Annotated in this window: 8 protein-coding genes; 6 read left to right on the top strand and 2 right to left on the bottom strand. The window is 71.2% G+C overall.

Annotated elements, in window-relative coordinates; translation table 11 throughout:
* Position 1 precedes the first annotated feature (1 nt).
* The 5 genes from Q9R08_RS14445 (at position 2) to Q9R08_RS14465 (ending at position 5,676) form a co-directional block, all read left to right on the top strand.
* A complete protein-coding gene (locus Q9R08_RS14445; protein ID WP_308868800.1) occupies positions 2-1,258 on the top strand; it encodes a RuBisCO large subunit C-terminal-like domain-containing protein in 1,257 nt (418 codons plus the stop codon).
* A complete protein-coding gene (locus Q9R08_RS14450; protein WP_308868801.1) occupies positions 1,251-2,510 on the top strand; it encodes a four-carbon acid sugar kinase family protein in 1,260 nt (419 codons plus the stop codon). Before Q9R08_RS14445 ends, Q9R08_RS14450 begins: the two co-directional genes overlap by 8 nt.
* 22 nt (positions 2,511-2,532) lie before the next feature.
* The gene (locus Q9R08_RS14455) at positions 2,533-3,006 is read left to right on the top strand and encodes an NUDIX hydrolase (protein WP_308868802.1); all 474 of its coding nucleotides are present in this window, start codon (positions 2,533-2,535) and stop codon (positions 3,004-3,006) included.
* A 14-nt stretch (positions 3,007-3,020) separates the two neighbouring features.
* Positions 3,021-3,194: a hypothetical protein gene (locus Q9R08_RS14460; RefSeq protein WP_308868803.1), complete on the top strand. Its 174-nt coding sequence runs from the start codon at positions 3,021-3,023 to the stop codon at positions 3,192-3,194.
* Between the two features lie 130 nt (positions 3,195-3,324).
* Positions 3,325-5,676, top strand: a complete 2,352-nt coding sequence (locus Q9R08_RS14465; protein WP_308868804.1) for a transglycosylase domain-containing protein — start codon at positions 3,325-3,327, stop codon at positions 5,674-5,676.
* Between the two features lie 40 nt (positions 5,677-5,716).
* Here Q9R08_RS14465 and Q9R08_RS14470 read toward each other — a convergent pair whose 3' ends face one another.
* A complete protein-coding gene (locus Q9R08_RS14470; RefSeq protein ID WP_308868805.1) occupies positions 5,717-8,827 on the bottom strand; it encodes a glycoside hydrolase family 2 TIM barrel-domain containing protein in 3,111 nt (1,036 codons plus the stop codon).
* 125 nt (positions 8,828-8,952) lie between these two features.
* Between Q9R08_RS14470 and Q9R08_RS14475 the strand changes: the two genes are divergently transcribed.
* Positions 8,953-11,772, top strand: coding sequence for an FAD-binding and (Fe-S)-binding domain-containing protein (locus Q9R08_RS14475; RefSeq protein ID WP_418001358.1), 2,820 nt, complete (start codon positions 8,953-8,955; stop codon positions 11,770-11,772).
* Positions 11,773-11,843: 71 nt separating this feature from the next.
* Here the strand turns inward: Q9R08_RS14475 and Q9R08_RS14480 are convergent, their stop codons facing one another.
* A complete protein-coding gene (locus tag Q9R08_RS14480) occupies positions 11,844-12,851 on the bottom strand; it encodes a LacI family DNA-binding transcriptional regulator (RefSeq protein ID WP_308868806.1) in 1,008 nt (335 codons plus the stop codon).
* Positions 12,852-12,948 lie beyond the last annotated feature (97 nt).

Below are 12,948 nucleotides of genomic sequence, written 5' to 3' on the forward strand. Positions count from 1 at the left end.
CATGTCTGTTCAGCACGTCACCGCGACCTACGTCATCGAGACCTCGCTGCCGCTGCAGCACGCCGCCGAGGTGCTCGCCGGCGAGCAGTCCACCGGCACCTTCGTCCGCGTCGAGCGCGAGTCCGACGACCTGCGTGCGCGGTTCGCCGCCCTGGTCGAATCGATCGACGAACTCCCGCTCACCGGCGCCACTCCCCTGCCCGGATCCGTCGGCGATCCCGCGCTCCGCCGCCGCGCCCGGCTGCGGCTGAGGTTCCCGCTCGACAACTTCGGCCCCTCGCTGCCGAACCTCCTGGCGGCGGTCGCGGGCAACCTGTTCGAGATCAAGGAGTTGTCGGCCATCCGCCTCGTCGACCTCGAACTGCCGCCGGCGTTCGCCGAGCGCTACGCCGGCCCCGCCTTCGGCGTCGACGGCACGCGGCGGCTGATGGGCCGGCCCGACGGCGCCATGATCGGCACGATCGTCAAGCCCAGCATCGGGCTCTCGCCGGCCGAGCTCGCCGAGGTGGTGTCCGAGCTCGCCGAGGCCGGCATCGACTTCATCAAAGACGACGAGCTGCAGGGCAACGGGCCGTCGGCGCCGCTCGCGGAACGGGTGCGCGCGGTGATGCCGGTGCTCGAGCGCTACGCCGACCGCACGGGCCGCAAGCCCATGTACGCGTTCAACATCACCGACGACATCGGGCGCCTCGAGGCGAATCACGACCTCGTCGTCGGCGCGGGCGGCACGTGCGTGATGGCCTGCGTGAACCTGATCGGCCTGCCGGGACTGGAGTTCCTCCGGCGCCACAGCGACGTGCCGATCCACGGGCACCGCGCCATGTTCGGCTCGTTCGGACGGTCGGAGCAGGTGGGGATAGGGTTCCGTGCGTGGCAGAAGCTCGCGCGCCTCGCCGGCGCCGACCACCTGCACACGAACGGCATCAGCAACAAGTTCTACGAGACGGACGACCAGGTGCTCGACTCCATCGCGGCGGTGCGCGAGCCGCTGCTCGGCCTCACGCCGACGCTTCCCGTGCTGTCGTCGGGACAATGGGGCGGCCTCGCGCATGCCACCTACGCCGCGGTCGGCACCACCGACCTGCTCGTGCTCGCCGGCGGCGGCATCCACGGTCATCCGGACGGTGCGGCGGCCGGGGTGGCGAGCATGCGCGAGGCGTGGGCATCGGCCGCGCGCGGCGAGAGCGTGGACCATGCGTTCGAGAACTCCGCGGCGCTGCGCCGGGCGGCGGAGCTGTTCGGCCCCGTCCGTGTCTAGGGCTCGCGTCGCCTTCTACGGCGACGACTTCACCGGCAGCGTCGACGCGCTGCTGCAGTTCGCACGGCGCGGCTGGACCGGGCGCCTGTTCACGGGGCTGCCGGATGCCGAGACCCTGCGTCGCGCGGCCGACGAGGTCGACGTTGTCGGTGTGGCCGGGATCTCGCGGTCCCTCGCACCGACGGAGATGGACGACGAGCTGCGACCGGTGTTCGCCGCCTTCGCGGACCTCGAGCCTCAGCTCGTGCAGTACAAGGCCTGCTCGACCGCGGACTCCGCACCGCACGTCGGGAGCCTCGGCCGGGTCGTCGAACTCGCCCGGGAGGTCTTCGGCGACCGTGCGGTGCCGATGCTCTTCGCCCAGCCGGACTTCGGCCGCTATACCCTCTTCGGTCAGCACTTCGCTGCCGAGCGAGGCATCGTGTACCGGCTCGACCGGCAGCCGACGATGTCGCAGCACCCCTCGACCCCGATGACCGAGGCCGACCTCGCCGTGCACGTCGGTCGCCAGACGGAGCTTCCGATCGGCGCGGTGCCGCTCGTCGAGTTCGACGCCCTCGCCGCGCGACTCCAGGCCGCGCCGGAGGCCGGGCTCGTCCTCGACACCCTCACCGACGAGCACCTCGTCACGATCGGCGAGGCGCTCGTGGCGCTGCCCGCGCCGGTGTTCGCGATCGGCTCGGGCGGACTCTCGCACGGCGTCGCCGCCGCAGCGCCGGGCGAGGCGCCCGCCGTGCCCACCTCCACCGCAGCGCACGGTCCGGTGCTCGTCGTGTCGGGCAGCCGCTCCGCCCAGACACGACGGCAGGCGGATGCCGCCGCCGACGCAGGCTGGCTCGTCCGGCCGCTTCCGCTCGGCGGTCCCGTGCCGGCGGCCGTGATCTCCGAGGTCGTCGGGTCACTGCGGTCGGACCGCGGGGTCGTGCTGACCTCCGACGACGCCGACACCGCGACGTCGGATGAGCGGCCGGTGCTGGAGGCGATCGCCGAGGCCGCGGCATCCGTCATCTCCACCATCGCGCGCGACGGCGCGTCACGACGCGTGATCGTCTGCGGCGGCGACACGTCGAGCCGCGTGACCCGGTTGCTCGCCGTCGAGTCGCTGTCGATCGCCGCGAACCCGTGGGGCAACGTCGTCCTGCTGCGCGCCGATGCCGAGGACCCCGCGATCGACGGGCTCGAGCTGCTGCTCAAGGGCGGCCAGGTCGGCGCGGACTCGCTCTTCATCGACGTGGCGGCGCTCGGCTCCTGACCCGCCGGTAGGTTGGAACGCCGTGAGCCGCCTCTTCGTCGTCCCGTCCTCGTACGTCTATCTCCGCCGCGGCGGAGCGGTCCTCCTGCAGCGGCGGCAGAACACGGGGTACATGGACGGATGCTGGGCGGCCGGCGCGGCCGGCCACGTCGAGCTCGGTGAGACCGCCGTCGCGGCCGCGATCCGCGAGGCGCGCGAGGAGCTGGGTCTCGTGCTCGCGCCGGAGGCGCTGTCAGCCGTCGCGGTGATGCAGCGCACCGACGGCACCGACAACCCGATCGAACAGCGCGTGGACTGGTTCTTCGTGTGCGACGACTGGTCCGGCGAGCCGCAGATCCTCGAGCCCCGCAAGTGCGCCGAGCTCGCGTGGTTCGATCTCGACGCGCTCCCCGATCAGATGCCCGACTACGAGCGGGAGGCGCTCGTCGCGCTTCGCCGCGGCGCCGCCGCGACCCTGCTCAGCCGCGGCTTCTCGGCACTCGTGAACGGCTCGTAGCAGTCGAACGTCTCGTGCTCGACGACGCGACCGCACAGACCCTGCAGCTCGTCGAGGTCGATGGAGTCGTCCTGCATCGCTGCGAGTACCGCGTCGAGGGCCGCCGCTGGCGCAACACCGACGCGCTCGAAGTCCGCGACGGCCGGGTGACATCCGCCGAGGTGCACTTCGGAGGAGCGGTCGCCTGACGGCCACCCGGTCGTCGCAGGACGCTCCGACACTGCCGTCGGGTGGATGACGGAAGAGCCACTCGAATCACCCGTTTCGGAATCCGGGGCGGTCTGTCATGCTGTCTCCCACCGCACATTGGAAGTCATCATGAAGCGGTCATCGAAGGACTCGGCGAAGGCGCCAGCGCCGCCTTACACGCGCACCCTCGCGGGCGTTCTCGGTGGTCTCGTGGGGCTCGTGATGCTCAGCGCGATAGCGGGCCTGCTGGTGGTCGCGCCCCTCGCACCCGTCCTCGCGATCTCCGGGCACGCGGCGAGCAGGGCGGTGTCGCTGTTCGACGGCATGCCGAGCTACCTCGAGATCGATCGGCTCATGCTGCCGACGACGATCTACGCCCGAGACCCCGCGAGCGGACAGGACGTCGAGCTGACGTCGTTCTACGACCAGAATCGGGTCCCCGTCACCTTCGATCAGGTCGCGCCTGTCATGTACGACGCGATCCTGGCGTCTGAGGATCCCCGCTACTACGAGCACGGCGGCATCGACATCGTCGGCACGACCCGCGCCCTCATCAAGAACGCCCAGGGCGGTGCGACCCAGGGCGGCTCCTCGATCAGCCAGCAATACGTGAAGAACGTACTGGTGCAGCGCTGCGAGCGCGACGCCGTCGAGACCGAGACCCAGTCGCGCGATGACGTGCTGCGGGAATGCTGGCTCGACGCGACCCAGGCGAGCGGTGTGGAGGGCTACCAGCGCAAACTGCAGGAGATCCGGTACGCCATCCAGGTCGAGCAGCAGTACTCCAAGAACGACATCCTCCTCGGCTATCTCAACATCGCGAACTTCGGCGGCACGACCTACGGCATCGAAGCAGCAGCCCGCTACTACTTCAGCACCACGGCCGCGGGGCTCACGCTCACCCAGGCCGCCACGCTCGCGGGCATCGTGCAGAATCCCAACACGTTCCGCATCGACCGGACAACCGGGTCGATCACCGGCGCGGACGGGACCACCTACAACAAGGCGGCCGACGGCGCGATCGACGATGTGACACCAGGCACGCTCGCGGGGCTGGATTCGCTCCTCGCCGACGGCACCATCACGCCGGAGCAGTACCTCGCGGCAGGCGATGCCTACAGCGCGACCAAAGGACGCCAGCTCTACGTGCTCGACCGGATGCGCGAGGACGGCCGCATCACTCCCGAACAGTACGTCGCTGCGGCGATCGAGCCGATCTCGCCCGTCCTGCAGCCCGCGCATGTCGGGTGCGTGGCGACGTCCGCGCCCTTCTTCTGTCAGTACGTCGTGAACACCGTGCGCTCCGACCCGGATTACGCGGAGGCGTTCGGCGAGACCGCGCAGGAGCGACAGCAGTCGCTGACCCGCGAAGGCCTGAACATCTACACCACGCTGGACTGGCGCCTTCAGAACGCGTCGCAGGACGCGATGCGGCGGTACGCACCCGAGACCGTGGCGGGGATGGACTTCGGATCGGCGTCGGTGAGCATCGAGGCCACCACCGGGCGCATCCTGGCGATCAGCCAGAACAACCGCTTCACGGAGGACGCCGACCTCGCGGCCAGTGACCCGGCCTACACGTCACTCGTATACGCGGGCGACTTGGTTCACGGCGTCTCCACGGGATTCGAGACCGGATCGACATTCAAGCTGTTCACGCTGGTCGACTGGCTCGAGCAGGGACACTCGCTCTCCGAAAGCGTCAACGGAGCCCTGCGCACGATCCCCCGCATGCAGGACCGTTGCGAGGGGACGTGGATCAACCGCGAGAACCATGTCGTGCGCAACTTCGGGGGCGTTCCCGGCTACACCGGGACGCCGATGCAGTTCACCGCGCAGTCGTTGAACAGCGGCTTCATCGCCATGGCGGAGAAGCTCGACCTCTGCGACATCGAGAACGTCGCGGCACGCATGGGCGTGACACGCGGCAACGGCACGCCAGTCGACGTCGACGGCGCCGCAGCGATCATCGGGACGAACAGCATCGCCCCCGTCGCCATGGCGGCAGCGTTCGCCACGGTGGCGAACAACGGCATCTACTGCGTGCCGCGGGCGATCGAGCGCGTGGTGAACGCCGACGGGATGGAACTCCCCGTGCCGGGCGACCGATGCTCGCAGTCCATCAGCCCAGAGGTGGCTGCGGCGACGGCGTTCGCGCTCCAGGGGGTCATGCGGCCCGGCGGGACCGGGTCGGGCGGCAACCCGAACGACGGCACGCCGATGATCGGCAAGACCGGCACGCACGAGCAGCTCCAGACCTGGCTGGTCGAGTCCAGCACCCGGGTGACCACCGCCGTGTGGGCTGGCAACGCCGATGGCAAGGCCGACGTCTTCCGCGTCTCGCACAACGGCCGCGTGCTGTCGACCATCCGTCTGCCGATCACTCGCGAGATCCAGGCCACCGCCAATCAGCTCTATCCGGGCGGCGCTTTCCCCGCGCCACCGGGAGAACTGGTCGGCCGCCCGCGCGCCCCCGATTGACCTCCGGCGTCCCTCGATCTCGGCGCCTCGTCTCCGCCCCTCAGCGCGCCGCCAGCCGCACACTCCACACGGTGCGCTCGCGCGGCACGCGGTACTGCTCGGGCAACGCGGGACCCACGGATGCCGAGCCCAGCCCCTGCTGGGCGTGATCGATGTTGAGCCACACACGACCCGAGTCCGAGAGTTCATGCGGCTTGTTCGCCCGATCGAGGTCGTGGGACGTCCAGCGGCGCGCGGTGAAGTCGAACGTGGGACCCCCGTCGACCCGCAGCGTGGGGATGCCGCGACCGCCGACCTCGAGCCAGCGCGTCTGCACGTGGTTGCCGTTCTCCTGCGGCACCGGGTAGGGCACCTGAAGGTCGTCGATCGACCGCTCGAAGCGCCCTACGCGCGACCCTTCGAACGAGTCGACGTACGTCTCCCCGGGGCCACGGCCGAACCAGGTGGCGCGCTCGGCTGCCCCCGGAAGCCCGAACAGCAGGCCGAGCCGCGGCACGAGGATGTCGCGGTGCATGTACGGGGTGTCCGCCCACGGTCCGACGTAGTCGGCCTCGACGTCGAGCAGCAGCCCGTCGCCGTCGGCGGTCCACGTCATCATCCACTCGATGCCGTGCGGGTGCGTCCGCGGGGCGGTGCGCCCCGACACGCGCAGCCAGCCCTCGCCGCCGTCGAGCCCGTCGACCCGGTGCAGCAGCCGATGCAGCTGCGTCTTGCGCCACACCGACGCCAGGTCGTTGAGGTCGCCCTGTCCGTGGTCGTTCTCGGTGGGCGCGCGGTACAGGTCGAGCACCGGTCCATCGATCTCGAGCTCGCCGAGCCGGATGAGCCGGCCCGTCGCCGTATCGAAGACGCCGGGGCCGACGTCCACCGTCGAACTCCCAGCGCGGGGGCGAGCTGCAGAGGCCCCGCCCTGTGTGCTCCCGCGCGTCGCACCCGACGGCTCGACCGTGCGGAGTTCACCCGCCGCCGGCCGCGTGCCCCACACGCACTGACCCCACGCGACCACATGACCCGCGGGCGCCCACAGCAGGTCCGCCGCGAGCGCGGCCTCGACCGTCAGAACGACATCGGCTGCATCGGATGCCGCATCCGGCGCCGAGCCGACGCGGCTGCGCGTCGCGGCATCGGGAACGGCGATCTTGAGCGACTCGCCCGCGGGCACCGGCGCGACATCCAGCATCCCCTCTGCCACCACCGCGCCGCCGGCCTCCACCGACCAGCGGAACTGCAGATCCGAGGTGTCGGCACAGTGTCGGTTGTTCGTCACGCACACCGATCGCTGACGCACCTCGACAGTCACGGGCTCGTGGGCTTTGGCGAGTTCCACGAGGCCGGGGGTCGGCGTGCGATCGCTGAACACGAGGCCGTGCAGGCTGAAGCGCCCGCCCCGGGGCTCGTAGTCCACGTCGTCGCCGTGCATCACGAAGGGCACACCCTGGTCCGTCGCCGAGTGGAAGCCGTGGTCGATCCACTCCCACACGAAGGCCCCGCACAGGCGGTCGTGCGCGCGGATGATGCGCCAGTAGTCCTGCAGCGACCCCGGCCCATTGCCCATCGCGTGCGCGTACTCGACCAGCAGGAACGGCAGCGCACGCCGACGGTCCTCGTCGGCCTCGGTGACGCCGTCGGGCAAGGGCGCGGCCGCTCCCCCTTCGCCGACCACCATGCCGTGCATGCTGAGGCGGCCCCCGCGCGGCTCCTCCCGCCGGCCGATCTGCTGCAACAGCTCGAGCGAGGGATACATCAGCGAGTAGAAGTCGGAGTCGCGATAACTCGGATCACGCTCGTACAGCACGGGTCGGGAGGTGTCCCGTTCGTCGAGCCAGCGCCGCATCTCGGCGAAGCCGTCACCGGTCATGCTCTCGTTCGCCAGCGACCACACCACCACGCTCGGACGGTTCTTGTCACGCTCGACCGTCCGCTGCAGGCGATCCATCAGCGCGTCGCGCCACTCGGGCAGCGCCGGCGGGTTGTGCACCCACCCCTCGTAGATGAACCCGTGCGTCTCGAGGTCGACCTCGACCACGACCCACAGGCCGTACTCGTCGCACAGCCGCAGGAACTCCGGATGCGGCGGGTAGTGGCTCGTGCGCACGGCGTCGATGTTGGCGCGCTTCATCATCACGATGTCGCGGATCATCGTGTCGCGATCGAGCGTGCGCCCGGTGTCGGGGTGATGCTCGTGCCGGTTCACGCCCCGGAACGTCACCGGGCGTCCGTTCACCGTGAACACGCCGTCCCGGACTTCGACCCGCCGGAAGCCGATCACCAGCTCGACCGCCTCGCCGGTCGAGCGCAGCGTCCCCCGGTAGAGGCGTGGGCTGTCGGCGCTCCACGGCTCGACCGGAACGGTCACGGTGTCGCCCGCGGGAACCCGGATGCCGAGCTCGGGGATCTCGACGACGGCCGCGATCGAGGCGTCCACCCGCAGCGTTCCGAGGCCGGTCTCCGCGTCGAAGTCCGCGTGCACGAAGTGGTCGTCGACGGCCCCCTCCGGACGCGCGAGCAGCTCGACATCGCGGAAGATTCCCGGGAGCCACCACATGTCCTGGTCTTCGAGGTACGTGCCCGCCGACCAGCGGTGCACGCGCACGCACAGCACGTTCCGGCCGGGGCGCACCGGTGCGTCGAACTCGAACGGCAGCCGGCTGCCCGTCGACCAGCCGAGCTCGTCGCCGTTCAGCCACACCTTGGCGCACGAGTCGACGCCCTGGAAACGCAGCACTGCCGGGCCGAAGTCCGGAGGCGCGTCGAAGACGAGCCGGTAGTCACCGGTGGGGTTCTCGGTGGAGACGTGCGGCGGATCCAGCGGGATCGGATACGCCGTGTTGGTGTACAGCGGACCCTCTTCGGTGCCGAGCATGCGCCGCGCCGGGCCCCCGGCGAGCGGCGTGAACTCCTCCAGCACCCAGTGCGAGGGCACGCGCATCTCGTCCCACGCGGCATCGTCGAAGTCGTCCGCCAGGAAGTCCTCACCCGTACCCGCCGCGGTCGGCGAGAGGCGGAAGCGCCACGTGCCGTTCAGGCTCAGCACACGGGCATCGCTCAAGGCGTCGGCCCGCGGCATCCGTCGTCCCTCACCCGGCGCCGTGCTCTCCCAGTACCGATCCGACTCCGCGCGATCGAAGAGTCCGCTATCCTGCATATCCATAGGAGTTTGCATATCCATTCTTGGTCGAATGCGGTTGCAGTCTAGCTCAGCGAGGAGTCCCCGTGGCAAGCATCGATCCGCGCTCATCGTCGACCCGAGCGGGGACCGCGGCGGCGACGACGACCCTGGCGCCGCCGACGGTTCCCGGAGCCATCGCGCGCACCATCGCCGAGGCGTCCCGAATCAAGACACGCGCGATCGACCGGGTGGCCTACGCCTCCGACGCCTCCCACTTCCTGCTCACCCCGCAGGCGGTGGTGGTCGCCGCCGACGCGGCCGAGGTGGGCGCCATCATGCGTGGGGCCACCGAGAGCCGGACGCGGCTGACGTTCCGCTCGGGCGGTACGAGCCTGTCGGGCCAGGCGTCGACGGACGGGATCCTCGTCGACGTGCGGCAGCGATTCCGCCGCATCGACGTCGAGAGCGGCGGGCAGCGCGTCCGCGTCCAGCCCGGCGCCACCGTGCGCCAGGTCAACGCCCGGCTCGCACGCCACGGCTTCCGGCTCGGGCCGGACCCCGCGAGCGAGATCGCCTGCACGATCGGCGGCGTGGTGAGCAACAACTCGAGCGGCATGGCCTGCGGTATCACCGAGAACACGTACCGCACCCTCGAGTCGCTCGTCTTCGTGCTCCCCTCCGGCACCGTGGTCGACTCCGGCGCGCCCGACGCCGACGCCGCGCTGAGGGCGGCCGAACCCGAACTCGTCGAGCAACTGATGCGACTGCGCGACCGGGTCGTGTCGAACCCGGCGTCGGTCGACATCATCCGGCGCCAGTTCGCCATGAAGAACACCATGGGGTACGCCGTCAACGCGTTCCTGGACTTCGAGACGCCGACCCAGCTGCTCGCGCACCTCATCGTCGGCAGCGAGGGCACGCTCGCGTTCGTCGCCGAGGCGACGTACCGCACCGTTCCGATCCTGCCCCGGATGGCGACGGCGCTCACCGTGTTCCCCGACCTCGACACGGCGACGCAGGCTCTGCCGGAGCTCGTCGCGACCGGCGCGGCCACGCTCGAGCTCATGGATGCGACCTCCCTCCGCGTCGGTCAGACGCTCGCCGGCGCACCGCGCCAGATCTCCGGCCTGATCGTGCGCTCGCAGGCCGCGCTGCTCGTGGAGTACCGCGCCCACGACGACGAGGAGCTCGCCGATCTGGTCGACCGCGGCTCCCGCGCCCTGGCCGCGCAGCCCCTCGAGGCGGCGGCGGCGTTCTCGTCAGACGCCGTCGAGCGCGCCGCCGCCTGGAAGCTGCGCAAGGGCCTCTACGCCTCCATCGCCGGTGCACGTCCGAGCGGCACCACCGCCCTGCTCGAAGACGTCGTTGTGCCCGTCGAGCGCCTCGCCGCCACCTGCGCGCGCCTGCAGACGCTGTTCGACCGGTACGCCTACCGCGACAGCGTGATCTTCGGGCACGCCAAGGACGGCAACATCCACTTCATGCTGACCGACCGTTTCGAGTCGCCGGACCAGCTCGCCCGCTACTCGGCGTTCACCGAAGACATGGTCGACCTCGTGCTCGACGCCGGCGGCAACCTCAAGGCCGAGCACGGCACCGGCCGCGTCATGGCGCCGTACGTGCGCCGCCAGTACGGCGATGAGCTGTACGACGTCATGCGGGAGCTGAAGGCGCTGTGCGACCCGAGCGGCATCCTCAACCCGGGCGTGATCATCGGCGACGACGACGAGGCTCATCTCCGCGACATCAAGCTCGCCGACCCGATCGAGCCCGAGGCCGACCGCTGCGTCGAGTGCGGCTATTGCGAGCCCGTCTGCCCGAGCAAGGATCTGACCCTCACGCCCCGGCAGCGCATCGTGACGCGCCGCGCGATCGCCCGGGCCGAGGCATCCGGAGACCACACGCTCGTGAGCGAGCTGGAGCGCGATTACGAGTACGCCGGGATCGACACCTGCGCGGTGGACGGCATGTGCCAGACGGCCTGCCCGGTGCTGATCAACACCGGGAGCCTCGTCAAGCGACTGCGACGCGAGGATGCCGCGCCCGTGGCGAGCGCCGCCTGGAAGGGCGCCGCGCAGGCATGGGGCACCGCCACTCGCGTCGCGAGCATGGGGCTGACGCTCGCAGACCACCTGCCCGCCGCGATCGTCGCCGCTGCGACGGACCTCGGCCGCGCCGTGCTGGGGGCCGACACCGTGCCGCGGTACTCCGGCGACCTGCCCGGCGGCGGCCGGCCGCGCTCACGCCTCGGCGAGAGCGTCGGCGCGGGCGAGGGCGCACCGGTCGCCGTGTACGTGCCCGCCTGCGTCAACGCGATGTTCGGCGCGGCCGATGACGGCGTCGGCGTGACCGAGGCGTTCCGCCGTCTGGCGGAGCGCGCGGGTGTGCGGCTCGCGGTGCCGGAGCACGTCGACGCGCTGTGCTGCAGCACGCCCTGGACGTCGAAGGGGTACGCGGGCGGACGCGAGGTCATGGCCGGGCGGGTGGCGGCGTCGATCGTCGAGGCGTCACGCCACGGTGAGCTGACGATCGTGACGGACGCCTCGAGCTGCACCGAGGGCTTCCTCCACCTGCTCGCCGACGCCGGCGTAGACGCCCGGGTCGAAGACGCGGTGACCTTCGCCGAGCGGGTGCTGCTCCCTCGCCTGGGCACCGTGGCGCCGCTCGTCGGCACGCTCGCTCTGCACCCGACCTGTTCGTCGACCCAGCTCGGTCTCGACCCGGCGCTGCGCCGCGTCGCGGGGGTCGTGGCCGCCGAGGTCGTCGTGCCCGACGCGTGGTCGTGCTGCGGCTTCGCCGGCGACCGCGGGATGCTGCACCCTGAGCTGACCGCCTCGGCCACGGCGGCCGAGGCGGCCGAGGTGCGGGCGCTCGACGCCGATGCGCACGCGTCGTGCAACCGCACCTGCGAGCTGGGCATGACCCGCGCGACCGGCTCGGACTACCGCCACGTGCTCGAGCTGCTGGAGCAGGCGACGCGCCCGTAGCCGGCGCGAGCGGGCGCATCGCCTCGCCGGCGCTCGCTCGGCGACGAGGCCGGGCGACGGCCCCCGCCCGCTCAGCCGGCGGTGGACTCGCGGACCACGAGCTCGGGCTGGAACCGCACGGTGCGGTCGTGGTCGCCTTCCGGGTCCTCGATGTCCTTGAGGAGCAGGTCGACCGCCGTGTAGCCGATGAGGTGCGCGGGCTGGCGGATCGAGCTGAGCGGCACGACGGTCGCCGACGCGAAGTCGATATCGTCGTACCCGATGAGCGCGATGTCGCGCGGCACCTGCAGGTCGGCCATGAGCGTGAAGGCCTGCAGTGCACCGACCGCGAGCAGATCGTTCGCCGCGAACACGGCATCGGGCCGGTCGGCCGCGGCGCGTCCGCGCAGCAGCTCGCCGGCCTCGCGTCCCTGCAGCACCGACAACGCCGACATCTCGATGACCTCGAGCGTCGCACCGGGCACCTCGGCGACCGCGCGGCGGGCTCCTTCGAGCCGGTCGGCGACCTGGCGGAGCGAACGCGGGCCGCCGATGAACGCGATGCGCCGGCGACCGGTCGACAGCAGGTGCGACACCGCGAGGTAGCCGCCCTCGACGTCGTCGACCGAGACGGATCCGAACGCCCGCTCCGAGTCCTCGTGGTCGACGAGCACCACCGGCACCCCACCGCTCTGCAGGCGCGCGAGCCGTTCGAGATCGCGGTCGACGGGCGTGACGAGCACGCCGTTCACCCGCTGCTCGCGGAAGAGCTCGAGATACGCGTCCTCACGATCGGATCTTTCATCGCTGTTGCCGAGCAGCACGCTCATGCCCGACTCGGCGGCGCGATCCTCGGCGCCGCGGGCCACCTCGGCGAAGAACGGGTTGCCCGCGTCGAGGACGATGAGCGCAACGCTGCGGCTGCGTCCCGCGCGCAGCTGGCGGGCGGCGTCGTTGCGCACGAAGCCGAGCTCCTCGATCGCCTGCGTGACGCGTTCGACGGTCGCCGGCGACACCTTCTCGGGGCGGTTGAGCACGTTCGAGACGGTGCCGACCGACACGGATGCCGCGGCCGCGACATCGCGCACACTCACCACCATGACACCCCCTGGACGACACTCCGCTGTCCGCGAGTGTAGGGCACGCGCGTGCGACAGCGACGACCGGGCGGGGGCGAGGCCCTCCTGCCCGGGGAAG

The sequence above is a fragment of the Microbacterium psychrotolerans genome (assembly GCF_031085295.1).
Taxonomy (GTDB): Bacteria; Actinomycetota; Actinomycetes; order Actinomycetales; family Microbacteriaceae; genus Microbacterium; species Microbacterium psychrotolerans.